Genomic DNA, 22,482 nt, shown 5'->3' on the forward strand with positions numbered 1-22,482 from the left:
GCCTGCTTATCGGGTTATATCAGGTCGTTAGAGCAAACCGCCGGACGATCTCGTCCGCCACCGACGCATCCTCGCTCGCCCGGTCCTTGCTTGCCATCACGAGGCAGGCCTCGGATTTGAGGATCAGGCCGTCCGACAGGATCTTCAGCCGGTTCGCCTTCAGCGTCGAGCCGGTGGAAGTGATGTCGACGATGATGTCGGCCGAGCCCGCCGCCGGCGCGCCTTCCGTGGCGCCTAGGCTTTCCACGATGCGATAGCTCTGGATGCCGTGTTGTCTCGTGAAGAAGCCTTGGCTGAGCCGCCAGTATTTCGTCGCGATGCGCAGACGGCGGCCGTGGCGCGCGCGATAGCCGGCCGCGACATCGCCGAGATCCTCCATCGTGTCGACGTCGATCCAGGCTTCCGGCACCGCCACCACGACATCGGCCCCGCCAAAGCCGAGGCGCGATACGAAGGCGAGGCGGGTTTCGGGATCGGGCGTCGATTCCCGGATCAGGTCCTCGCCGGTGATGCCGAAGTCCACCGCGCCCTCGCGAAGTTCGCGCGCGATCTCGGACGCCGACAGGAGAAGCACGTCGAGCCCGTCGATGCCCGACACGGCGGTGCGGTAGGACCGCGCATCCGCCGCCGGCTCCACATGGATACCGGCGCGGGCGAGGGCCGCGACGCAGTCCTCCTTCATGCGGCCCTTGGACGGAATGGCGAGGGTCAGCGTCATCGAGCGGCTCCCGTCGTCTCGATGCGATCGAGCCAGAAGGACACGCCGACCGCCGGCACCGGCTCGGTCGCGCCGAGATAGGCGAGCAGCCGGTCGTAGCGCCCGCCGCCGGCCACCGGCTCGTCCGCGCCCTTCTTGCGCGCCTCGAAAACGAGGCCGGTATAATAGTCGATCGCCCGGCCGAAGGCGGCGCGATAACGGATGGCGGACAGATCGACACCGGCCTTCGCCAGCGCTTCGGCCCGCCGCTCGAAGAAAAGGAGCGCGGGCCCAAGATCGATGTCGTCGCCGCAAACCGCCGCGAGCCTTGAGGACGCTTCCGGCAACGGGCAGTCGATCGCCAGAAAGGCGCTGAGGCGCGACAGCGAGGCCTCCGACAAAGCGGTTGCCGCGAAGGCGACCTTCTCCACGAGCCGCGCCGCGATCTCGGAAGCCGCCCGACCGGAATGGGGCGGCAATCCGCCTTCCTCCTTCAAGCGGTCGATCGCTTCTTCCAGCGCCGGCATGTCGCGCCGCATCGCGAGGCGGCGAAGCTCCGGGTCGAGCCCTTTCAGCGAACGCCCGTCATGGCGCGCGAGATCGTCCAGGGCCGTGCGCAGCGCCGTCTCGTCGCCGAAGGTGCGGATCAGCCGGCGCTGCCAGCTTCCCGGCAGGCCGAGGCCTTCGAGGAATGCCTCGAACAGGCCCTGATCGCCCAGAACCGTGTCGAGATCGGCGGAGACGAGACCGCAGGCGGCGAGGCCTTCCAGCGCTTCGGCCAGAATGCGGGCGTCGGCCGCGGCCTTGTCGGCGTCGCCGAGGTCTTCGAGCCCCGCCTGACGGCTTTCCGGCGCGCCATTCTTGGTCTGCCGGAAGATCGGCCCGAGATAGGAATACCGCCGGGGCAGGGGATTGGTCGCCGCGATATGGGCGAGGCAGACGGGGATGGTGAAGTCCGGGCGTAGGCACAGGACCTCGCCGGCCTCGCCGCGCGTCAGGAAGATGCGTCGCCGCAGCGCCTCGCCGGTGGAATCGAGATAGGGCTCGGCCGGCTGAAGCAGCGGCACGTCGATGTCATAGGCGCCGAGCCCGGCGAACATGCCGGACAGGGCGGTCTCGACGGGCGAGGAGGCGGGACGGGCGTTCAAGGGCGTTTCAGCGCGACCGTTCGAGGATGCGGCGCACGGCTTCCACCAGATCGGCCTCGTCCACAAGTTCCTGGCCGGCACGCATCGCCCGCCATTCGGCATTGTCCTCGACGCCTTCCGAGATCTCCTTGCCGAGATGCAGGTCCTTCACCTGCACCTTGCCTGCCGCCTTCTCGTCGCCGCCCTGGATCACGACGCAAGGGCTGTCGCGGCGATCGGCATATTGAAGCTGCTTGCCGAACTGCTTCGGGTTGCCTTGGAACACCTCGACGGGGACGACCGGCTGGCCGGGGGCGTTCAAGGCGTTGCGAAGCGTCGTCGCCATGGCCTGATAATCGGCCATGCGGTCGCGATCCATCACGGTGACGACCACCGGGCCGGTTCGCTTCACGGCTTCGAGGCGGCCGAGATTCTTCAAGGCGGTCTGGAGGCGCGACACGCCGATGGAGAAGCCCGTGGCCGGCACCGGCTGGCTCATGAAGCGCGACACGAGCCCATCGTAGCGCCCGCCGCCGCCGACCGAGCCGAACACGACCTTCTCGCCCTTCTCGTTGACGACCGGGAAGAGAAGTTCGGCCTCGAAGACGGGGCCGGTATAGTACTCGAGCCCGCGCACGACGGAGGGGTCGATCTGAACCCGCCCGACGTAGCCTGCAGAAGCGCAAAAGTTAGCAATTTCAGACAGCTCTTTCAGGCCTTCGCCCAGGCGTCCCTCGCGGATGCCTTCTTCAAAGATGCCCCACAACTCCCCAATCTCTGGAGTCTCGAGAAAGCGAACAAGCGTATTGATCGCATCTTCCTGTAACTCCGCGCCCTTGGTGAAATCTCCGCTTTCATCTCTGCGGCCCCCACCGAGAAGTAGGCGGACGCCCTCCGTGCCAAACTTGTCGAACTTGTCGAGCGCTCTCAGAACGGTCAGCCGGCGCGGCTGATTCCCTTCGAGGCCGATGCCGTCCAAAATGCCGTCCAGCACCTTCCGGTCGTTGACGCGAATGACATACTGCCCGCGCGGGATGCCGAGGGCTTCCATCGTGTCGGCCATCATCATGGCCATTTCGGCATCGGCCGAAACGTTCGGCGCGCCGACGATATCGGCGTCGAACTGCATGAACTGGCGGAAGCGGCCCGGCCCCGGCTTCTCGTTGCGGAAGACATATCCCGCCCGGTAGGAGCGATAGGGCTTCGGCAGGTCCTCGAAGTTCTCCGCGACGTGGCGCGCGAGGGGGGCGGTCAGGTCGTAGCGCAGCGACAGCCATTCCTCGTCGTCGTCCTGCAGCGAGAAGACGCCCTCGTTCGGGCGGTCGCTATCGGGCAGGAACTTGCCGAGCGCGTCGGTATATTCGAACATCGGCGTTTCCACCGGCTCGAAGCCATAGGTCTCGTAGACGCGCCGGATGATGCCGAGCATCCGCTCCTGCGCATAAAGATCGTCGGCGGTCCGATCGACAAAGCCGCGCGGCTGCCGCGCCTTGACGCGTTGAGGCTTCTTGCTGGCCATGGGAATGTCTAGTCCTGCCCCGGCATCTGCCGGATTACGTCAATGTTGATTTACCTGCGCGCGTCGTAACGGATCATCCGTCGAAATCCAACGTCGATCCGCCGCTTCAGCGCGGCCGCTGAAACGCCTTCCTGTCCCGCTCGCATTCCGCCCGGCAGAAGCAGGTGGAAAGGTGGTCGTTCACGATGCCCTTCGATTGCATGAAGGCATAGGCCGTGGTCGGGCCGACGAAGGCGAAGCCGCGTGCCTTCAAGGCTTTCGACAAGGCGAGGGACGCGGGCGTTTGCGGGTTGGCCCGCAGCCATTCTCCATCGACATGCGACGGGCGCTCGGTTCCGGCCGGTTCGAAGCTCCACACAAGGGCGCCGAGCGATTCCCCTTGTTCGTGCATGGCCCGCAGCGCCTTGGCATTGTTGATCGCGGCCATGATCTTGGCGCGGTGGCGGATGATGCCGGGATTGCCGAGAAGGCGTTCGACCTCGCTTTCGCCGAACTCGGCCATGCGCTCAGGCTCGAAACCGGCGAAGGCCTCGCGGAAATTCTCGCGTTTCTTCAGGATCGTCGCCCAGGACAGGCCGGACTGAAAACCTTCGAGGCAGAGCTTCTCGACAAGCCGCGTTTCATCCCCGTCCGGGCGGCCCCATTCATTGTCGTGATAGGCGGTATAGGCGGGGTCGCTTCCGTGCCATCCACAGCGCGGCCGCGTGTCGGCGGTGCCCGCTTCCTTTTCATTCATGAATCGTTTCGCGGCTCCGTAAACTTCCCATCAACCATACCTGAATCTTATCCCGGCGAGGCCCTTCGATCGCCGCGATCGTTCATCCTTCGCTTGGGCCCGCGTGACACCTTTCTCGCCATCCGATGCCCGTTCGGGCGACCGCTCGCGAGATGTCCGTCATGTCGAATCGTTCCGCGCTCCTCCGTTTTTCGCTCAGCGCCGCCCTGTCCGTTTCAGCCCTTCTCACCGCCGCCGCTCCGGGCTCCGCTCAGGATCGGGGCGTCGTTCTGTCCCGTCAGCAGGAACGCCAAGCCCTGGCGCAGCTTGCGCCGGGCAGCGGCGTCAGAACCGCCACCGCGCGCCGTGCTTATCCCGGTTACGCCGAGGCGCAGCCGGGCGTTCGGCCGGGCTATGCCGAGATGCCGGCGCAGAAGCGCACCATGGGCGGGCTGTTCGGCTATCTCGCCAACCGGCAGGGACGCGCCGTCGTGGTGGAGGAGGGTGCTCCCGCCGCCCGACCGCGCGCGCAGGCCGTCCGCACCGCCACTGTCATGCCGCGCGCCGCCAAGATCGCGCCGAGGACGGCGGCCTTCGATCCTGCCTTCCTGCCGCAGGAAGTCTCTTATTCCGGCGGCGAGCGGCCCGGAACGGTCGTGATCGATACCAATGCCAAGTTCCTTTATCTCGTGGGCGAGGGCGGCACGGCGCGGCGCTACGGCGTCGGCGTCGGCAAGCCGGGCTTCGAATGGGCCGGCCGCCACCGCGTGACGCGCAAGAGCGAATGGCCGACCTGGACGCCGCCGTCGCAGATGCGCGAGCGCGAGCGCCAGAAAGGCCGCATCTTGCCCATCCAGATGGCCGGCGGGCCGGAGAACCCGCTCGGCGCGCGCGCCATGTATCTCGGCTCGACGCTTTACCGCATCCACGGCACGAACCAGCCCTGGTCCATCGGCAAGGCGGTTTCCTCCGGCTGCATCCGCATGCGCAACGAGGATGTCACCGATCTCTACGAGCGCGTTGCGGTCGGCACGAACGTGATCGTGCTTTAAGGGCCACAGCGCGCGGTAAATGCATGCATCAGGCGATCACAGCGTCGGGAGCTGCGGCCTCGCGCCCCGATCTCGCCTTGCGGAAATGCTCGCGAGGCTAAAGCTTTGAAACACCAAAAGCCGGGGACGAAACCTGCAGGCTGAGGATGGACGAGGGATTTTCGTCGGAGGACGAGGAGCGAAGCGCAGTCGATGCCGGGGCATCGGCGAGCATTCGCAACGACGTCATTCGGCGGAAAGACCCGGCCAGCCGACCCCAGCAGGTTTCGTCCCCGGCTCGAAGACGAGGCGGCAGCATTCCGGCGGCGCCTTGTTCGACCCTTCTCATGTTCACGATCGAAGGATTCTCGATGAAGACGACCAAGCTGCGGATCGCTCTTGCCCTCCTTGTCGGCCTGACCGGTCCGGCGCTCCTCGCCCCGTCCGCCCATGCCGAGGAGATGCGCTACAACTACGCCGACAACCGCTGGGAGCCGGCCTCGATGGACCCGGCGCGCCGCATGTCGGCGATGATGCGCAAGCCCGCCAAGCAGTTCATGCGGAAGGAAGTTCGCATCGACACGGCCGAAGCGCCGGGCACGATCATCGTGGATTCGGAAAAGCACTACCTCTACTACGTGAAGGGCAACGGCAAGGCGACTCGCTACGGCGTCGGCGTCGGGCGCGAGGGCTTCGGCTGGTCAGGCGACGCCAAGATCGGCCGCAAGGCCGTGTGGCCGGACTGGTATCCGCCGAAGGAGATGATCGTCCGCGAGCGTGTGCAGAACAAGCGCGTGATCCCGACCTTCATGCCCGGCGGACCGGAGAACCCGCTCGGCGCAGCCGCGCTCTACCTTTACCAGGGCGGCCGGGACACCTTGTTCCGCATCCACGGCACCAACCAGCCCTGGACGATCGGGCAGAGCATGTCGTCGGGCTGCATCCGCATGATGAACGAGGACGTGCAGGACCTTTACAGCCGCGTCGACTCGGGCACCAAGGTCGTGGTGATCGACGCCAATGGCGCCGGCCGCAACCAGATCTACGCCGAGGGCGGCGGCCGCAACTTCCTGGACGCGATTTTCGGCGGCTGATCGCAGTCTCCTTCGATCGAAAGGGCGGCGTCTTCGCGGACGCCGCCTTTTTTATGGGCCGGATGCCACCAGCGCCGCCGGGCGCTCGCCGCCATAGGCCCAGTCGAGAAGCTGCACCGTGTGGAGGATCGGCAGGCCGAGCTTCGAGCCGATCTGCGTGATGCAGCCGATATTGCCGGTCGCCACGCATTGCGGCGCGGTTTTCAGGATGTTGGCGATCTTGCGGTCGCGTAAGGTTGCGGCGATCTCCGGCTGAAGGATGTTGTAGGTTCCCGCCGAACCGCAGCAGATATGGCCTTCCGGCACGTCGCGCAGAACGAAGCCGGCGCGCGACAGAAGCGCTTTGGGCTGGCGCGTGACGCGCTGGCCGTGCTGCATCGAACAGGCCGAATGGTAGGCGACGACGAGACCGGCCTTGTGCTCGGGTTCGGGCAGATCGAGTCGCGCCAGATATTCGCTGATGTCGAGGGCAAGGCCCGAGATGCGCGCTGCGCGGCTGGCATAGGCCGGGTCCTCGCGCAGCATGTGACCGTAGTCCTTCACTGTGGTGCCGCAGCCCGATGTCGTCACCAGGATCGCGTCTAGACCGCCGTCCTCGATCAATCGCTCCCAAGCCTCGATATTCTGCCTGGCGAAGTCTCTCGCCTGGGTTTCCCGGCCCATGTGATGAACCAGCGCCCCGCAGCAGGTTTCGCCGGGCGCCGGCACGGTGGCGATGCCGAACCGGGCGAGAAGACGCGTCGCGGCGGCGTTGATTTCCGGATCGAGAACGGATTGCGCACAGCCGGAAAGAATGGCGACGCGGCGGTTCGAAGAAGGGAGAGGGGCTTCCTTCGCGCGCGCCGGCTTCCGGTTCGGCGCGAGGCGCAGCATGGCGGCCAGCGGCTTCAGGGGTTTCGCCCGGTCGAGCACAGGGGCCAGCGGCCGCGCCAGTCTCGCCAGCGTCAAGCTCGCCCGGAAGCGCCTGGGATAGGGCAGCACGAAGGCCAGCAGCGCGCGGATCAACCGGTCGGGCAAGGGGCGGCGATAGGTGCGCTCGATATGGACGCGGGCGTGGTCCACCAGATGCATGTAATCGACGCCCGACGGACAGGTGGTCATGCAGGACAGGCAGGACAGGCAGCGATCGATATGCGTCGCGACGGTCTCGTCCGCCGCCCGCCCGCTCTCCAGCATGTCTTTGATCAGGTAGATGCGCCCGCGTGGGCTATCGAGCTCGTTGCCGAGCGTCAGATAGGTCGGGCAGGTCGCCGTGCAGAAGCCGCAATGCACGCATTTGCGAAGGATCTTTTCCGAATGCGCCACATCCGGATCGGCAAGCTGGGACGGGGCGAAATTCGTCTGCATGGCACGGCCTTCGACGGGATGGATATCGGGCAAGTCGGCGGGGCAGGAATTTAACGCGATCCGCCGCTTTCGACCCTCGATCCTATCGCGAAATTAACGAAACGGGCCCCACATCGGAAGCTCGTTCATCGTCCGGTCATGAAGGCGCTCATGAAAAACGTTTCACCTGCCGCATCGGGCCCGCAGAGCACTTCTCCCGCCGGACTTCTCCTTTACATTCAGTCAGGAAACCGATTCGGGAGAAACGCCATGACGACATCGCTGGACAGGGACGAGGATGTGCGGCGTCTGGCCTATTTTCTTTGGGAAAAGGCCGGCCGGCCCAATGGCGAGGAGCATCGTTTCTGGGCCGCCGCTTCCAACGAGATCGAGGGCGAACTGAAGGCCAAGCGCATGGAAACGCAGGCCCAGCCGCGCTCCGTCGCCCGCTGAGGATCACGGATGGCGGCACGCCTTCGGGCGTGCCGCCATATCAGGGAAGGGAGGCTTTCAGCCCTTCCGCACGGCGTCGAGCCGCTTCATCATCTCCAGGAAACCCGGCATCCATTCGAGCGGCAGCATGTTCGGGCCATCGCTCGGCGCGTTGTCCGGGTCGTCATGGGCTTCCACGAAGAGGGCCGCGACGCCCACCGCCACGGCCGCGCGCGCCAGAACCGGTGCAAATTCGCGCTGCCCGCCCGACGAACCGCCACGCCCGCCCGGCTGCTGCACCGAATGGGTGGCGTCGAACACCACCGGATAGCCGGTTTCCGCCATGATCGGCAGGGCACGGAAATCCGTGACCAGCGTGTTGTAGCCGAAGGACACGCCGCGCTCGCACAGCATGATCCGCTCGTTGCCCGATTGAGCGAGCTTGGCCGCGACATTCGCCATGTCCCAGGGCGCCAGGAACTGGCCCTTCTTCACGTTCACCGCCCGGCCCGTTTCGGCAGCCGCGATCAGAAGGTCGGTTTGGCGCGACAGGAAGGCGGGGATCTGGAGAATGTCCACCACCTCGCCGGCGGCTTTCGCCTGCGGGATGTCGTGGATGTCGGTGAGAACCGGGCAGCCGATGCGCTCGCGCACGCCTTCGAGAACGCGCAGGCCTTCCTCGATGCCGATGCCGCGCTTTCCACCGAGCGAAGTGCGGTTCGCCTTGTCGTAGGAGGCCTTGAACACGAAGGGCACGCCCGAGCCCTGAGCGATCGCGGCCAGCTTGTCGGCGATCATGAAGGCGTGGTCGCGGGTCTCGATCTGGCAGGGACCGGAAATCAGGACAAAGGGCAGGTGGTTGCCGAAGCGGATGTCGCCGACGGTGAATTCCTTCGGATTCGATGCTGCGTCCATGTCGATGCTCCTTCAGGCCGGTCCCGCTTCGGCACCGGGCCTAGCGGCAATGCCGGTCCCGTTCAAGCCGATAGGCGTCACGCCTTCACCACGTTGCCCCCCGTGACGCCGGCCTTGGCGAGGGCGTTGCGGGTATCGACCACGAGGCGCGAATGGCGGGCGAGGGCAGGGTAGTCCACCGTGTCGTGGTCGGTGGCGATCAGGACGGCGTCGAAGCGGCCGAGGCTTTCGGGCGTCAAATCCACCGACGCCCGGCCCGCCAGCGCCGGATGGGCGCGGATGCGGCCGATCACCGGCACGAAGGGGTCGTGGTAGGAAACTTGCGCGCCGCGCTTGTCGAGAATGTCGATCAGCCGCAGCGAGGGGCTTTCGCGCGTGTCCTCGATGTTCTTCTTGTAGGCGAGGCCGATCACGAGGATTTCCGCATCCTTCAGTCCGCGCCCGCTGGTGCGGTCCAAGGCTTCGGCGAGCCGATCCACCACGTAATGCGGCATCATCGTGTTGATCTGGCCGGCGAGTTCCACGAAGCGCGTCGTGACGTCGAACTCGCGCGCCTTCCAGGTCAGATAGAAGGGGTCGATGGGCACGCAGTGTCCGCCGAGACCGGGGCCGGGATAAAAGGGCATGAAGCCGAAGGGCTTGGTTTTCGCCGCCTCGATCACTTCCCAGACATCGATTCCCATCTTGTCGTAGATGAGCTTCAGCTCGTTCACGAGGGCGATGTTGACCGAGCGGAAGATGTTCTCCGTCAGCTTGACGGCTTCCGCCGTGGCGGCCGATGAAACGGGAACCACGGTCGTCACCAGCGCGCCGTAGAGCGCGAGCGCGAGTTGGAGCGCTTGCGGCTCATCGGCGCCGACCACCTTCGGGATCGAGGATGTCGCGAAATCGCGGTTGCCGGGGTCCTCGCGCTCCGGCGAAAAGGCGAGGAAGAAGTCGCGGCCGCTTTTGAGACCCGATCGCTCCAGGCGCGGCAGCAGCACCTCCGCCGTGGTGCCGGGCCAGGTGGTGGATTCCAGCACCACGAGCTGGCCGGGGCGAAGGCGGGCGGCGATCTCGTCGGCGGTCCGCTCCACGAAGGAAAGGTCGGGCTCGCGCTGCTTCGACAAGGGCGTCGGCACCGCGATCAGGATCGCGTCGGCCTCGCCCAGGCGGGTGAAGTCGGTGGTCGCCTCGAAGCGCTCGTTGGCCGCCGCTTCCGCCATGGCGTCGGTTGGGATGTGGCTGATGACGCATTCGCCGGCATTGATCTGCGCGACTCTGGGGGCGTCGATATCGAAGCCGATCACGCGAAAGCCGGCGCGGCAGGCCGTCAGCGCCAGCGGAATGCCGACATAGCCGAGGCCGACGATGCCGACCGCGTAGTCGCGTTTTTCGATGCGGGCCAGAAGGCCGGCGGTCATGGTTTCCGTCATGACCGCCGGTCTAGCATTGTGTTAGGCGGATGGGCGAGCCGTCAGTGGCGCGCGTAGACGTCCTCGATGCGCACGATGTCGTCCTCGCCCGTATAGGAGCCGACCTGGACCTCGATGATCTTCAGGTCGATCTTGCCGGGATTATGCATGCGGTGGGTGCAGCCGATCGGCAGATAGGCCGCCTCGTTCTCGTGAAAGAGCTTCACGTTGCCGTCGATCGTCACCTCGGCGGTGCCGTGAACGACGACCCAATGCTCGGCGCGGTGATGGTGGCGCTGGAGCGACAGCGTCGCGCCCGGCTTCACGGTGATGTGCTTGACCTGAAAGCGCGGGCCGATGTCGATGCGCTGATACCAGCCCCAGGGGCGGTGGATGCGCAGGTGCTCGCTCGCCTGCGGGCGCTTCTGGCTTTTCAACTTGGTGACGAGATCCTTGACGTTGGCGGCGCGCGAGCGATCCGCCACGAGAACCGCGTCATGGGTAGAGACAACCACAACGTCGCGCATACCGACCACGGTGGTGAGAACGCCTTCGGAGCGCACCAGCGAGTTGGTGGTGTCGAGCACCGCCGTTTCGCCTTCCAGAACGTTGCCGCTTGCGTCCTTGTCCTTCACCGCATGGAGCGAGCCCCAGGAGCCGATGTCGGACCAGTCGAAGGACGCGAAAAGAACGCCGCCCGTCTTGGTCTTTTCCATCACGGCATAGTCGATGGAGATCTTCGGCGAGGAGGCGAAGGCGGCCGGGTCGAGGCGGATAAAATCGAGATCGCGCGTGCTGGCGTCGACCGCCTTGCGGGCCGCTTCCAGAACGTCCGGCACGAAGCGCGACAGTTCCCCGATCATGGTCTCGGCGGAAAAGGCGAAGTTGCCGGAGTTCCAGACATAGCCTTCCGAAACGTAGCGCTCGGCCGTGGCGCGGTCCGGCTTCTCCACGAAGCTGTCCAGCACGTGGGCGTCGGCTCCGAGGCTCTCGCCACCGACGCGCACATAGCCATATTCGGTGGACGGCTCGGTCGGGCGGATGCCGAGGGTCATGATGCGGCCGGCGCGCGCCAGATCCGCGACCTTGCGGGCGTCCGAGCGGAAGGCGTCGGCATCGCGGATCAGGTGATCGGCGGCGAGCGCGAGGCACACGGCGTCAGCGGAGCGCGCCTGCGCGATCAACGCGCCGACCGCCACCGCCGGTGCCGAATCCTTGCGCTCGGGTTCGAGAACGATGTCGGCCTCGACGCCGATCTGCGCGAGCTGCTCGGCGCAGATGAAGCGGAAGTCGTTCGAGGTGATCACGACGGGGCGGTCGAAATCCGAACCCGTCACGCGGCGGATGGTGGCCTGGAACGTGGACTCGCCCCCTTCCAGAAGCGTGATGAACTGCTTGGGCATCGTATCGCGCGATACAGGCCAGAGGCGCGTTCCCGCGCCGCCAGCCATCACGATCGGAGTAATCCTGTTCGTCATGGCAATCTACCAAATCTCGTTTCTGGCTCGGTTAAAGTCATTTCCGCCGCCGGATGCCAGCGGCTTTTGAAGAAATCCGTTGGCAACCTTAACCCGCGCGGATGCAAATCATCGCATTATCATCAACTTATCGTCGCACGGTCCGTCACCCGCCGCCAAGCCGCGCCATCCGAGAAGGCGAGAACCGGGCCGCCCGCATCGTCCGACACGAAGACGAGCGCTCCGGCCCCGAGCGCGCCGGCAACGGGCAGGGCGGCTTTGGCATATTGCCCGACGCGAACCGCGCCCGCGACATCGAGCCGGGCCGCCGAGGCCGCCTTGCCGAGCCCGACATGGCCGGTCGAGCCCGCCACCCGCAGCGCTTCCTTCCAGGCCGCGCCGTCGGCGGAAACCTTCAGCGACAGGTCCTCGCTGCCCGAGAGCCCGATCTCCGCGCGGCCGGAATAATCGCGCTGGAACAGAAGGCTGGCGGTGTCGACGGACGCGGCCTTGTTGATCTTCACGCGGCTGTCGGTGCCCGCATGATCGAACAGAACGGCGGGGCTCGATACGGCGAGGCGGTCGGTTTCGCCGGCTTCCGCCCCGATGCCGAGCCTGTCCGTCCGCCGCACCTTCAACGGCCCCCAGGCCGCGCCGTCATGGACGAGGGGCACGCCCTCGGCGGCGAGCCACAAGAGCCATCCGGCGTGGGGAACCAGAAACAGCCAGCCCTCGTCGTCCCGAACGGCGATCCGCCCTTCGCGGCCGGTGAAGGCCCCGCTCGCCGGCGCTGCCACGAGAATGCGTTCGCCCTGCACGGCGTCGGCCGGGGGCGCGGACGCGCGCTTCGTCACGGCAAGCTGCACCAGGGCGTCGAGTGCCATCAGCGCCTCGTTATGCGTGAGATGCTTCTGCGCCTGCGACGGCATCAGGAGCGGCAGGGACAGGCGATCGGTGCGGTCAGACATGCGACTCTCCAGTGAAGGCAAGAGCCGGAGCCTATCTTCGCCCGAATCGGCGGGGATAGATCGGCGAGAAATCGCGCTGGCGACGTCGGCGGTGGCCTGCGTCGCGCCTATCGATTAAGACGCATCGCAATCCCGTCCAACCCATGCGGTTCGACGGCGCGAACAAGGGAGATGGAGCTTCATGCGGATTCTGGTCACGGGGCGCGAAGGGCAGGTGGCGAGGGCCTTGGCGGGTCTGGCGTCGCCGGAAATCGCCGTCGAGGCGCTCGGGCGGCCGGACCTCGATATCCGCGACCCGGCTTCCGTGGCGCGGGCGATCGCCGCCTTTGCTCCTGATGTCGTGGTGAGCGCCGCCGCCTATACCGCCGTCGACAAGGCCGAAACGGAGGAGGCCGAAGCCTTCGCCGTCAACGAAGGGGGAGCGGCCAACGTTTCGCGCGCGGCGGCGCAAGCCGGGTTGCCGGTGATCCATCTGTCCACCGACTACGTTTTTCCCGGTGACGCGAACCGGCCTTATCGCGAGGACGACCCGACCGGGCCGGCCGGCGTTTATGGTCGCTCGAAGCTCGCCGGCGAGATCGCCGTCGCGAAAGTCAATCCGCGTCACGTGATCCTGCGCACCGCCTGGGTCTTCGCGCCGGAAGGCAACAATTTCCCGCGCACCATGCTGCGCCTCGCCGGCGACCGCGACACAGTGCGCGTCGTCGCCGACCAGCAGGGCACGCCGACCTATGCGCCCGACATCGCCGAAGCGATCCTCACTGTCGCGCGGGTCGCGCTGGCATCGCCCGATAGTGAAAACTGGCGCGGCACCTTCCACATGACGGGCACGGGGCAGACGACCTGGGCCGGCTTCGCGGCGGCGGTCTTCGCGGCGTCCGCTGCGCGTGGCGGGCCGTCCGCGACAGTCGAGCCGATCACCACGGCCGATTATCCGACGCCGGCGCGGCGTCCGGCATATTCGGTCCTCGACAATTCCCGCTTCGCGGCGACCTTCGCGCATGCCTTGCCGGATTGGGAAGACGCGACGCGGCGCTTTGCGGAACGCGCCGTTCCCGCCGCCAAGGCATGAAGGCAGATGCGCCCACCATCCTCTTCGTGGTCACGGAGGACTGGTTCTTCGCCTCGCATTTCCTGCCGCTTGCGCGGGAAGCGGTGCGGATGGGCTTACGAGCGGTCGTCGCGACGCGGGTGCGTGGGCATCGGGCGATGATCGAGGCGACGGGCGCCAGCGTCGTGCCTCTCGATATCGCCCGCAGCCGCAATTCCGCTACGGCACTCGGCCGCGAAGTGCGCTCGCTCGCTCGCATCCTGCGCGATCATCGCCCGACGATCGTTCATTGCATCGCCCTTCGCGCCATCGCCATCGGCGGCATCGCCTGCCGGTTGACGGGCATCGGCCGGCCGGTCCATGCCCTGACCGGCACCGGTTTTCTCGGCACCCGCACCGATCCGGCGGGGCGTGCCATCCGCGCCGGCGTGACGCTCGCCCTGCGCGCGGGCCTCGTTTCCAGGCGCACCCGCCTTCTCTTGGAAAACACGGCCGACGCGCGCTTCTTTGGCCTCGCCCCCGATGATCCGCGCATCCTCGTCGTCGGCGGCGCGGGCGTCGATCCGCAGGCTTTTCCCGTCGCGCCGCTACCGCCGTCGCCGCCGTTGAAGCTCGCGCTCGTGGCGCGGATGATCTGGTCGAAGGGCGTCGATACGGCGGTGGAGGCCGTCGCGATCGCCCGTGCCCGAGGGGTCGATGTCGAGCTTTCGCTGTTCGGCCCGGTGGATGCCGACAATCCGCGCGCCGTTTCCAGCCAAACGCTTGCAGCCTGGAACGGGCGAAACGGCGTATCGTGGCACGGGGCGACGCGCGAGGTCGCCAGCGTCTACGCCGCCCATCACGCCGCCATTTTGCCGTCGCGCGGGGGGGAAGGCCTGCCGCGAACGCTTCTGGAAGCCGGCGCCTCTGGCCGGGCGATCCTCACCACCGACGTTCCGGGCTGCCGCGATCTCGTGCGCGACGGGGTCGATGGCTTCGTCGTGCCGCCGGACGACCCCGAACGGCTGGCCGATGCCATTCAACGCCTCGCCGCCGATCCCTCGCGCCTCGCCGCGATGGGCGACGCGGTCCGCGAACGGATCGAGAGTGGCTTCACCGAGGCTCGCGTTGCGGCCGATGTCGGCGCTCTTTGGCGGTCGATGCTTTAAAAGCACCTAACAAAACCTCGCGGGGTCGGCTGGCCGGGTCTTTCCGTCGCCCGCTTCGTTGCCTCGGGGCGAGCCACTTGTCTCGCCCGCCCTTCGGGCCGCCGATGCCGCCGGCATCACTTAAGTTTGGCGCCTCGCGGGACAACGAAAATCCTCCGCCCATCCTCGGCCCGGAGGTATTGTTAGGCGCTCTAACTGGAGATGCGATCGAGATCGGCCGACCCTACGCCGAACGGCGCATCACGAGCGTTGCCGGTAGGCTGTAGTTCGATGGGCGGTCGGACGAACCCGAGATCAGCGCCATCAGAATATCCAAGGTGGACTTGGCGAGCTCTTCCTGATCCTGCGCGACGGTTGTCAACGAGGGGCAGGAAAAGCGGCTGAGCGGATGATCGTCATGCCCGGCGATCCGGATGCCGTTCCCATCCCGTCCAATACTCAAGCCGGCCTCCGTCGCTGCAGCCATCACCCCGAAGGCGATGCGATCGTTCGCGCAGAGAATGGTATCGACATCTAAGCGTTTCGAACGGGAAAACAGGTCGGAAGCCGTCTCGAAGGCGATGCGTTCGAATTCCCAACCCGTTTCCGCTACCGGGATGATCCGGGGCTCCAGCCCGTTCCGCTCCATCGCGCCGACATAGGCGGCCCGTCTGTCCCGCGCGTTGCGGTTGATATCCGGCATGTCGAAGTAGACGGGGTTCCCCCCGGACCTCACGAGATATTCGACCATCAGGCTCATGCTTTGCCCATTGTCCGTGCCGACGAACGGCCCTTCGACATCCACCTGCGTATCCAGGAAAACCACCGGAACCCTGCCTTCCAGCTTCTTGAAGGCAGTTGTCTTGGAGGCATGTCCCAGTGGCGCGAGGATCGCTCCGGCGACATTCAATGACTCGAGAGTCGCAAGCGCGGTCACCTCCCCGGATGCATCGCCATGGGAGTTCTGGATGATCGTCCAGTATCCGGCTTCCGCCGCCATCTTCTCCACCCGCTGTGCCAATCCGGCATAAAACGGATCGGTCAGCGAGGGGACGAGAAGACCCAGCGTTTTCGGCTTCTTCCGGTTGAAGTTCACCGCCATCAAATTCGGCCGGTAACCGAATTCGACCATTGCCGCCTCGATCCGCTGGCGCGACGATGGGCGTACGCTCGTCGGATCGGAGAAGAACCGGGAAATCGTCGGTCGGGAAATGCCGCTCGCCGTGGCGAACTCTTCCATGGTGCGGACCTTCATCGCAGTGCTCACCCCACGTCCCGGCATCATTGAATTTTACGTACGTAAAAATATTCCGTTACGTACATTGACATGATATCGGAGCTCATGCCAACTGTTTCGTGTCGCCGGAAGAAGCGCGAGGAGTTCGGCGACGGGAGAGGTTTCGACACAAGCGACTCATGGCGCGACGATCGTCCGCATGTCTTCGGCGAGCTGGCGCAGATCATGCTCGGTTCGGGGGGATGAGGTGTTTGGGTGAACCGCGCCGGACGGTGTGGATTGGAGCCTCCCAGCCCCGACCGCTGCGACCAATCCCGGCCGGCTTCCTTGGCAGAACGCGTACCGACACATGGCAAGGACGAGGACGATGAAGCTTCAGAACAAGGTCGCGATCGTGACCGGCGGCGCGCAAGGCATCGGCGCGGCGATGGCGAAGGCGTTCGCCGACGAAGGCGCGCATGTCGTGATCGCCGATATCGCCCTCGACCGGGCGGAGGAAACGGCCCGCGCCCTCGGCGGCAGGTCCTTCGGCATCAAGCTCGACGTCTCCGACAAAGCCTCGATCGACGCTACGGTTTCGGCGGTCGTGGAGAAGCTCGGCGGCATCGACATCCTCGTCAACAACGCCGCCGTGTTCGAGGCCGGCCCGTTTCTGGAAATCACCGAGAAGAGCTTCGACAAGCAGTTCGTCGTGAACACGAAGGGAACGCTCTTCACGCTGCAGGCGGTCGCCCGGCGGATGGTGGAGCAGGGCCGCGGCGGCAAGATCATCAACATCTCCAGCCAGGCGGGCCGGCGGGGCGAAGGGCTGGTGGCCGTTTACTGCGCCTCGAAGGCTGCGGTCATCTCGATCACACAGTCGGCGGCGCTTGCCCTCGCGCCGCACGGCATCAACGTCAACGGCATCGCGCCCGGCGTCGTCGACACGCCGATGTGGGACGAGGTCGATGCCATGTTCGCCAAGTTCGAGAATCTCGCCCCCGGCGAAAAGAAGCGGCAAGTCGGCCGCGCCGTGCCGCTCGGCCGGATGGGAACGCCCGAGGACTATCGCGGCATCGCGCTGTTCCTGGCCTCGTCGGACTCCGACTACGTCACGGCCCAGACCTACAATGTCGACGGCGGAAACTGGATGAACTGACGCGATGTCCAAGCTGGTCCTGACGATCGGCGAGATCCTCGCGGAGATCATCGCCGAGAACCAAGGCGATGGCTTCCTCGAGCCGATCCCGCTCACCGGCCCTTATCCGTCGGGGGCGCCCGCGATCTTCATCGATCAGGCGGCCCGCTTCGGGCAGCCGGCCGCCATGATCGGCTGCGTCGGCGACGACGACTTCGGCATCGTCAATCTCGATCGCCTGCGTCGAGACGGGGTCGACGTGTCGGGTATCGCCGTGGACCCCGAACTCCCGACGGGTCATGCTTTCGTGCGCTATCGCCCCGATGGCAGCCGCAAGTTCGTCTACAACATCAAGCACAGCGCTTCCGGCCGCACGAGGTTGACGGAGGCCGGACGTGCCGTTCTGGGTCGCGCCGATCATCTGCACGTCATGGGGACGGCGCTGTTCTCTCCTTCGCTGATCGAAACGGCCCTTTCGGCGGTGGACACGGTCAAGACGCGCGGCGGAACGGTATCCTTCGATCCGAACCTCAGGCCCGAAATGCTGCGCTTGCCGGGCGTCGCCGACGCCGTCGCTGAGTTTCTGAAGAGCGCGGACCTGTTTCTGCCGAGCGGCGAGGAACTGTTTCTGTTTGCTCCCGGCAAGGACGAGCCTGCGGCGATCGCCGAGCTTCTGGACGGCGGCCTCGCCGCGATCGTTCTGAAGCGCGGCTCGCAAGGGGCGTCCTACTTCGACCGCGAACGGCGGATCGACCAACCGGCGTTCCGCGTCGAAGAGATCGACCCGACCGGCGCCGGCGATTGTTTCGGCGCGACCTTCGTATCGTGCTGGCTACAGGGCCTCGCACCGGAACTCGCGCTGTCCTACGCCGCCGCCAGCGGGGCGCTCGCCGTGACACGGGTGGGTCCGATGGAAGGCACGTCCACGCGCGCCGAGCTCGATGCTTTCATTTCCCGCGCCGATACGGAGAAAGCCCGATGAGCGTGACGCTCCCTTCGATTCTTCGTACCCGCCTCGTCGGCGACGCGGTCGGCATCACCTCCGTTTGCACGGCCCATCCCCTGGTGATCGAGGCCGCTCTCCGACACGGTCTCTCGCGGCCCGGCCGCGTTCTGATCGAAGCGACCTGCAATCAGGTGAACCAGGACGGCGGCTATACCGGGATGACACCTGGCGACTTTCGCCTTTTCGTGGAACGCATCGCCGAAAAGGTCGGCTTCGATCCGGCGCGCGTGGTTTTCGGGGGAGACCATCTCGGACCCAATCCGTGGAAGCATCTTCCTGCGGAAGAAGCGATGGCCAAGGCGAAGGTGATGATCGCCGCCTATGCGAAGGCCGGCTTCTCCAAGCTGCATCTTGACTGCTCCATGGGCTGCGCGGGCGAGCCGATCGCATTGCCGGACGAGATCGTGGCCGAGCGGGCGGCGGATCTCGCGGGTGCTGCCGAGGCCCATGCAAGTGGGCAACAAGCGCCGGTCTACGTCATCGGTACGGAAGTCCCGGTGCCGGGCGGCGCCCTGGAGGAAGAGGGCGAACTCGCCGTCACCTCGCCGGACGCCGCCAGGGAAACGGTCGCGGTCCACCAACGCGCCTTCGCGGCACGGGGCCTCGACGAAGCCTTTTCGAGGGCCATTGCCGCCGTCGTGCAGCCGGGCGTGGAATTCGGCAACACCAGTGTCATCCGTTACGAACCCGCCAAGGCGCGCGATCTCAGTTCAGCTTTGGCCGAGATCCCGCAATTCGTTTTCGAAGCCCATTCCACCGATTACCAGTCGCGCGAGGCGCTCCGCTCGCTCGTGGAGGACGGCTTCGCGATCCTGAAGGTCGGCCCCGAACTCACCTTCGCTCTCCGCGAGGCCTATTACGGTCTCGACGCGATCGCGGCGGTTCTCGCTCCTGACGGCAGCGAGGGCCTCCATGCCGCGATGGAGCGGATCATGCTGGCCGATCCCGGCAACTGGTCGAAATACTATCATGGCGATGCGTCGGAGCTTCGGGTGCAGCGTCATTACAGTTATTCCGATCGCATCCGATACTACTGGCCGAAGCGGGAGGCGGAAGTGGCGGTGGAGGCGCTGTTCACGCGTCTCGGCGATCGGGAGATACCGTTGCCGCTGATCGGGCAATTCCTGGGGAAACTGGAGCCGCTCGTCGCCGACGGCCGGGTGCGCCCGAACGCCCGCGACCTCGTCTTGGCGAGCGTGACGCTGGTTCTGGAACGCTATTCCAGCGCCTGCGGCGGGGGCGAAGCTTGAGGATATCCCGGGCCGACCGACAACGGCGCCGGGCTTGCCGAACTCAGGATGGTCCTGAGCAAACCGACCGAACACTCTGGGAGGAGAAGAGAATGAGGCATCACAACGAGATCAAAGGCCTTCTCGTCGCGACGAGCTTGATGGCTCTTGCCGGCGTGGCGAACGCCCAGCAGACTTCGCTGACGATCGGCACGGTCAACAACAACGACATGATCCGCATGCAGGGTCTGACGGGCGAGTTCGAGAAGGCGAACCCGGACATCAAGGTGAACTGGGTCACGCTGGAGGAGAACGTCCTGCGCCAGCGCGTCACCACCGACATCGCGACGAACGGGGGCCAGTTCGACATCATGACCATCGGCACCTACGAGGTTCCGATCTGGTCGAAGCAGGCTTGGCTCGCGCCGTTGGAGAATCTCGGCGCCGATTACGACATCGACGATCTTCTTCCGCCGATCCGCAACGCGCTGTCGACGGACGGCAAGCTCTTCGCCGCGCCGTTCTACGGTGAAAGCGTGATGACGATCTACCGGAAGGATCTTCTCGACAAGGCCGGCCTCACCATGCCGGAAAAGCCGACCTTCAGCTTCCTGAAGGAAGCGGCCGAGAAGATGACCGACAAGTCGGCCGGCGTTTACGGTATCTGCCTGCGCGGCAAGCCGGGCTGGGGCGAGAACATGGCCTTTATCGGCAACCTCGCCCGTTCCTATGGCGGAAACTATTTCGACGCCTCGTGGAAGCCGCAGTTCGAGTCCGAGGCGTGGAAGAAGGCGGTCGGCGATTACGTCGAGGTCATGCAGAAATACGGTCCTCCGGGCGCCGCGTCCAACGGCTTCAACGAGAACCTCTCGCTCTTCAGCCAGGGCAAGTGCGGCATGTGGATCGATGCGACCTCTGCCGGCAACTTCGTGACGAACCCGAAGCAGAGCCAGGTTTCGGACAAGGTCGGATTCGCCCCGGCGCCCTGCGGCGTGGAGAACTGCCCGAACGGCGGCGCGAACTGGCTCTGGGCGTGGTCGCTGGCGATCCCGGCCTCGTCGCAGAAGAAGGAAGCCGCCGAGAAGTTCATCACCTGGGCGACCGACAAGAAGTATCAGGAGCTTGTCGCCAGCAAGGAAGGCTGGTCCAACGTTCCTCCCGGCACGCGCACCTCGCTTTACGAGAACAAGAGCTACACGGACGCAACGCCGTTCGCGGCCGAAACGCTGCGAGCGATGAACGCGGCCGATCCGGCGGCGGGCCCCGACAAGCCCTATGTCGGCCTGCAGTTCGCGGCGATCCCCGAGTTCCAGGGTCTCGGCACGGCGGTCGGCCAGCAGATGGCCGGTGCCCTATCGGGTTCGGTGAAGGTCGAGCAGGCTTTGGCCGCCGCGCAGGCGCAGGCGACCCGCGAACTGACCCGCGCCGGCTACATCAAGTAAGCGCCATCCGCGTTCAGGTCGGCGCCGTCGTGCGCCGGCCGATCTTCTTCCTCGTCTTCAAAGCCCTTCCAACGCGCGAAGCGGCGCGAAAACGTCTTCCACGCGGCGGCGGTCGGTGCCGGTCAGCGGCAGGACCGGGCGGGGTGGCTCCGTCGTGCCGGGATGCAGCACGTCGTGGAGCGCATACATCACCCTGAGGCTCCCATGGGCCTTGAAGCAGTCCCAGAGCGGTTGAAGCAGGCCGTCGATCCGCCGGGTCTCGGCGATATCCTCGGCTTCGGCAGCCCGGAGGAGGGACAGGCAAAGGCGCGGCAGCAATCCGGCCGCCACCGCGTACCAGGCATCGGCGCCGGCCAGCAGCGCGTCGGCAGCGCCCCAGTCCCCGCTATAGCCGATCGCCAGTTCGGCACCCCGGCGAAGTAGCGGCAACTCGCCTGCCACGTCGCCCGTCGCGGGCAGCGGCATCTTCACGGCCTTGATCGAGTCGATCCGGGCAAGGCGCGCAAGAAGATCGCGGCTGAAGGTGAAATGCGTCGTGCCGGGATTGTTGTAGACGCAGAGCGGCAGGTCCGTCACCGAAGCGACAGCCCGAAAATGCTCGTAGACTTCGTCCTCCGTCAGGGGCGTGTAAGAGACGGGCGCGAGCAGAAGGGCATCCGCGCCGGCGGTCGCCGCGTCCCGTGCGAGATCCTGCGCGTGGTCCGTGCGCAGCGCGCCGATCCCGACGATCACCGGAACGCGGTTCGAAACGCATTCCACCGCGGCAGTGACCGCGCGCCGCCGTTCTTCACGGCTGAGATAGGCATAGATGCCGGTGCTGCCGAGAAGGCCGATGGCATCGACCTCGGCCTCGCAAAGGCGATGCAGCGTCGCGCACAGGGTCGAGACGGCAACGCGCCCGTTCTCGTCGGCAGGCGTCAAAGGAAAAGCGGCCAAGCCATGGAAAAGCGGCATCGAAATCGCGCGAAAAAAGTGGAAGGCCAATCGATGACGACTTGCCGGGATTATGAATAGAACCGAAAATCCATGGCCAGGATACGAAAAGAACGCCAAAGCGGCGTTCTTTTTCTGACTTATTCTCGGCGATCGAAGCTTTGACGGGAATATCGGCTGTCGATGTTCGGCGAGCCGCGCCGGGCGAACGGACGAACCGCGCCGGACGAAGCCGAGGTCAGCGCAGGCTTGCATCCGTGGACGCGCCGCTGAAACCGTGGTCGTTCGCCACGATCCGCAAACGGCTCCCGATCGCCTGCATCGGATCGCTCGTTCGGTTGCGCGAGCGCTCGAGCTTGGCACGCGGAGCGGCAAGGCTCCCGGCGCAGTCCCCGGACATCGCTTCCGTCGCGTCCAACAGTCTGGCGCCCGCCATGCAGGCCGAAACGAAAAGCGCCGAGGGCACGGCGATCGCGGAGGCCAGAACACCGTAGAGAACGAAATCCATCACCTGTCCCTCCTCGTAAAGGAGGTTCAGTTTGTCCCTAATATCTTAAGTGAGGATAAATATTATCGCATCCGGCGAAGGAGATAGCCGGTTGACCGTTCAGCCGAGTCGAACGCCGCCCCGATGGACGGGCGCGCACGCAACGCAATTCGCTTCG

The 22,482-nt window shown here is 65.9% G+C and carries 21 protein-coding genes; 9 read left to right on the forward strand and 12 right to left on the reverse strand.

All coding sequences use genetic code 11. The features are described 5' to 3' along the window. Positions 1–19: 19 nt before the first annotated feature. From hisG to F9929_RS04300, 4 genes are all read right to left on the reverse strand, one after another. On the reverse strand, positions 20–718 hold the full coding sequence (gene hisG / locus F9929_RS04285) for an ATP phosphoribosyltransferase (RefSeq protein WP_152045313.1): 699 nt from the start codon (positions 716–718) through the stop codon (positions 20–22). After that, positions 715–1,845, reverse strand: coding sequence for an ATP phosphoribosyltransferase regulatory subunit (locus F9929_RS04290; RefSeq protein WP_235919029.1), 1,131 nt, complete (start codon positions 1,843–1,845; stop codon positions 715–717). The genes hisG and F9929_RS04290 overlap by 4 nt, the downstream gene beginning before the upstream one ends. 7 nt (positions 1,846–1,852) lie before the next feature. Next, a complete protein-coding gene (gene hisS, locus F9929_RS04295; protein WP_152045315.1) occupies positions 1,853–3,343 on the reverse strand; it encodes a histidine--tRNA ligase in 1,491 nt (496 codons plus the stop codon). 106 nt (positions 3,344–3,449) lie between these two features. Next, positions 3,450–4,079, reverse strand: coding sequence for a DNA-3-methyladenine glycosylase I (locus F9929_RS04300; protein ID WP_152045316.1), 630 nt, complete (start codon positions 4,077–4,079; stop codon positions 3,450–3,452). A 161-nt stretch (positions 4,080–4,240) separates the two neighbouring features. Between F9929_RS04300 and F9929_RS04305 the strand changes: the two genes are divergently transcribed. Both F9929_RS04305 and F9929_RS04310 read left to right on the forward strand, forming a co-directional pair. Further along, positions 4,241–5,110 (forward strand): L,D-transpeptidase, encoded by an 870-nt coding sequence (locus tag F9929_RS04305; protein ID WP_235919031.1) that lies wholly within the window; start codon positions 4,241–4,243, stop codon positions 5,108–5,110. A 350-nt stretch (positions 5,111–5,460) separates the two neighbouring features. Next, positions 5,461–6,183 (forward strand): L,D-transpeptidase, encoded by a 723-nt coding sequence (locus F9929_RS04310; RefSeq protein WP_407922201.1) that lies wholly within the window; start codon positions 5,461–5,463, stop codon positions 6,181–6,183. A 51-nt stretch (positions 6,184–6,234) separates the two neighbouring features. On the opposite strand, the gene glcF is transcribed toward F9929_RS04310, so the two are convergent. Beyond that, on the reverse strand, positions 6,235–7,530 hold the full coding sequence (gene glcF, locus F9929_RS04315) for a glycolate oxidase subunit GlcF (protein ID WP_152045317.1): 1,296 nt from the start codon (positions 7,528–7,530) through the stop codon (positions 6,235–6,237). Positions 7,531–7,779: 249 nt separating this feature from the next. Here glcF and F9929_RS04320 point away from each other — a divergent pair, with 249 nt between their 5' ends. Further along, a complete protein-coding gene (locus tag F9929_RS04320; RefSeq protein ID WP_152045318.1) occupies positions 7,780–7,962 on the forward strand; it encodes a DUF2934 domain-containing protein in 183 nt (60 codons plus the stop codon). 57 nt (positions 7,963–8,019) lie between these two features. Here F9929_RS04320 and kdsA read toward each other — a convergent pair whose 3' ends face one another. The 4 genes from kdsA to F9929_RS04340 form a co-directional block, all read right to left on the reverse strand. Then, positions 8,020–8,856 (reverse strand): 3-deoxy-8-phosphooctulonate synthase, encoded by an 837-nt coding sequence (kdsA, locus tag F9929_RS04325; protein WP_152045319.1) that lies wholly within the window; start codon positions 8,854–8,856, stop codon positions 8,020–8,022. Positions 8,857–8,933: 77 nt separating this feature from the next. Further along, entirely contained in the window at positions 8,934–10,271 is a 1,338-nt protein-coding gene (locus F9929_RS04330) for a nucleotide sugar dehydrogenase (protein WP_152045320.1), read from the reverse strand. A 41-nt stretch (positions 10,272–10,312) separates the two neighbouring features. Next, positions 10,313–11,728, reverse strand: a complete 1,416-nt coding sequence (locus tag F9929_RS04335; RefSeq protein WP_152045321.1) for a mannose-1-phosphate guanylyltransferase/mannose-6-phosphate isomerase — start codon at positions 11,726–11,728, stop codon at positions 10,313–10,315. A 122-nt stretch (positions 11,729–11,850) separates the two neighbouring features. After that, positions 11,851–12,675: a DUF2793 domain-containing protein gene (locus F9929_RS04340; protein ID WP_152045322.1), complete on the reverse strand. Its 825-nt coding sequence runs from the start codon at positions 12,673–12,675 to the stop codon at positions 11,851–11,853. Positions 12,676–12,856: 181 nt separating this feature from the next. Between F9929_RS04340 and rfbD the strand changes: the two genes are divergently transcribed. After that, positions 12,857–13,747: a dTDP-4-dehydrorhamnose reductase gene (gene rfbD, locus F9929_RS04345; protein ID WP_152045323.1), complete on the forward strand. Its 891-nt coding sequence runs from the start codon at positions 12,857–12,859 to the stop codon at positions 13,745–13,747. Next, entirely contained in the window at positions 13,744–14,874 is a 1,131-nt protein-coding gene (locus F9929_RS04350; RefSeq protein ID WP_152045324.1) for a glycosyltransferase family 4 protein, read from the forward strand. Before rfbD ends, F9929_RS04350 begins: the two co-directional genes overlap by 4 nt. 223 nt (positions 14,875–15,097) lie before the next feature. On the opposite strand, the gene F9929_RS04355 is transcribed toward F9929_RS04350, so the two are convergent. Then, positions 15,098–16,108 (reverse strand): LacI family DNA-binding transcriptional regulator, encoded by a 1,011-nt coding sequence (locus tag F9929_RS04355; protein ID WP_210251302.1) that lies wholly within the window; start codon positions 16,106–16,108, stop codon positions 15,098–15,100. 349 nt (positions 16,109–16,457) lie between these two features. Between F9929_RS04355 and F9929_RS04360 the strand changes: the two genes are divergently transcribed. The 4 genes from F9929_RS04360 to F9929_RS04375 all read left to right on the forward strand — a co-directional run bounded on the left by F9929_RS04360 (position 16,458) and on the right by F9929_RS04375 (position 20,884). Further along, complete coding sequence (locus F9929_RS04360) at positions 16,458–17,228, forward strand: L-iditol 2-dehydrogenase (RefSeq protein WP_152045325.1); 771 nt, start codon at positions 16,458–16,460, stop codon at positions 17,226–17,228. 4 nt (positions 17,229–17,232) lie between these two features. Continuing rightward, positions 17,233–18,189 (forward strand): tagatose kinase, encoded by a 957-nt coding sequence (locus tag F9929_RS04365; protein ID WP_152045326.1) that lies wholly within the window; start codon positions 17,233–17,235, stop codon positions 18,187–18,189. After that, a complete protein-coding gene (locus F9929_RS04370) occupies positions 18,186–19,463 on the forward strand; it encodes a D-tagatose-bisphosphate aldolase, class II, non-catalytic subunit (RefSeq protein ID WP_152045327.1) in 1,278 nt (425 codons plus the stop codon). Before F9929_RS04365 ends, F9929_RS04370 begins: the two co-directional genes overlap by 4 nt. A gap of 92 nt (positions 19,464–19,555) precedes the next feature. Continuing rightward, a complete protein-coding gene (locus F9929_RS04375) occupies positions 19,556–20,884 on the forward strand; it encodes an ABC transporter substrate-binding protein (protein WP_152045328.1) in 1,329 nt (442 codons plus the stop codon). A gap of 57 nt (positions 20,885–20,941) precedes the next feature. Here F9929_RS04375 and F9929_RS04380 read toward each other — a convergent pair whose 3' ends face one another. Both F9929_RS04380 and F9929_RS04385 read right to left on the reverse strand, forming a co-directional pair. Then, positions 20,942–21,838, reverse strand: a complete 897-nt coding sequence (locus F9929_RS04380) for a dihydrodipicolinate synthase family protein (RefSeq protein ID WP_152045329.1) — start codon at positions 21,836–21,838, stop codon at positions 20,942–20,944. 217 nt (positions 21,839–22,055) lie between these two features. Continuing rightward, complete coding sequence (locus tag F9929_RS04385) at positions 22,056–22,325, reverse strand: hypothetical protein (RefSeq protein ID WP_152045330.1); 270 nt, start codon at positions 22,323–22,325, stop codon at positions 22,056–22,058. Positions 22,326–22,482: the final 157 nt, after the last annotated feature.

The sequence above is a fragment of the Aureimonas psammosilenae genome (assembly GCF_009176975.1).
In the GTDB taxonomy this organism is placed as follows: Bacteria; Pseudomonadota; Alphaproteobacteria; order Rhizobiales; family Rhizobiaceae; genus Plantimonas; species Plantimonas psammosilenae.

What these genes read in the sequence shown, in the direction of transcription:
- F9929_RS04320 (WP_152045318.1), top strand. Translation starts at nt 7,780, where the DNA reads ATGACGACATCGCTGGACAGGGACGAGGATGTGCGGCGTCTGGCCTAT.
- F9929_RS04350 (WP_152045324.1), top strand. Translation starts at nt 13,744, where the DNA reads ATGAAGGCAGATGCGCCCACCATCCTCTTCGTGGTCACGGAGGACTGG.
- F9929_RS04330 (WP_152045320.1), bottom strand. Translation starts at nt 10,271, where the DNA reads ATGACGGAAACCATGACCGCCGGCCTTCTGGCCCGCATCGAAAAACGC.
- F9929_RS04370 (WP_152045327.1), top strand. Translation starts at nt 18,186, where the DNA reads ATGAGCGTGACGCTCCCTTCGATTCTTCGTACCCGCCTCGTCGGCGAC.
- hisG (WP_152045313.1), bottom strand. Translation starts at nt 718, where the DNA reads ATGACGCTGACCCTCGCCATTCCGTCCAAGGGCCGCATGAAGGAGGAC.
- F9929_RS04300 (WP_152045316.1), bottom strand. Translation starts at nt 4,079, where the DNA reads ATGAATGAAAAGGAAGCGGGCACCGCCGACACGCGGCCGCGCTGTGGA.
- F9929_RS04340 (WP_152045322.1), bottom strand. Translation starts at nt 12,675, where the DNA reads ATGTCTGACCGCACCGATCGCCTGTCCCTGCCGCTCCTGATGCCGTCG.
- F9929_RS04380 (WP_152045329.1), bottom strand. Translation starts at nt 21,838, where the DNA reads ATGCCGCTTTTCCATGGCTTGGCCGCTTTTCCTTTGACGCCTGCCGAC.
- F9929_RS04355 (WP_210251302.1), bottom strand. Translation starts at nt 16,108, where the DNA reads ATGAAGGTCCGCACCATGGAAGAGTTCGCCACGGCGAGCGGCATTTCC.
- kdsA (WP_152045319.1), bottom strand. Translation starts at nt 8,856, where the DNA reads ATGGACGCAGCATCGAATCCGAAGGAATTCACCGTCGGCGACATCCGC.
- F9929_RS04375 (WP_152045328.1), top strand. Translation starts at nt 19,556, where the DNA reads ATGAGGCATCACAACGAGATCAAAGGCCTTCTCGTCGCGACGAGCTTG.
- F9929_RS04360 (WP_152045325.1), top strand. Translation starts at nt 16,458, where the DNA reads ATGAAGCTTCAGAACAAGGTCGCGATCGTGACCGGCGGCGCGCAAGGC.
- F9929_RS04365 (WP_152045326.1), top strand. Translation starts at nt 17,233, where the DNA reads ATGTCCAAGCTGGTCCTGACGATCGGCGAGATCCTCGCGGAGATCATC.
- F9929_RS04335 (WP_152045321.1), bottom strand. Translation starts at nt 11,728, where the DNA reads ATGACGAACAGGATTACTCCGATCGTGATGGCTGGCGGCGCGGGAACG.
- glcF (WP_152045317.1), bottom strand. Translation starts at nt 7,530, where the DNA reads ATGCAGACGAATTTCGCCCCGTCCCAGCTTGCCGATCCGGATGTGGCG.
- rfbD (WP_152045323.1), top strand. Translation starts at nt 12,857, where the DNA reads ATGCGGATTCTGGTCACGGGGCGCGAAGGGCAGGTGGCGAGGGCCTTG.
- F9929_RS04310 (WP_407922201.1), top strand. Translation starts at nt 5,461, where the DNA reads ATGAAGACGACCAAGCTGCGGATCGCTCTTGCCCTCCTTGTCGGCCTG.
- F9929_RS04305 (WP_235919031.1), top strand. Translation starts at nt 4,241, where the DNA reads ATGTCGAATCGTTCCGCGCTCCTCCGTTTTTCGCTCAGCGCCGCCCTG.
- F9929_RS04385 (WP_152045330.1), bottom strand. Translation starts at nt 22,325, where the DNA reads ATGGATTTCGTTCTCTACGGTGTTCTGGCCTCCGCGATCGCCGTGCCC.
- hisS (WP_152045315.1), bottom strand. Translation starts at nt 3,343, where the DNA reads ATGGCCAGCAAGAAGCCTCAACGCGTCAAGGCGCGGCAGCCGCGCGGC.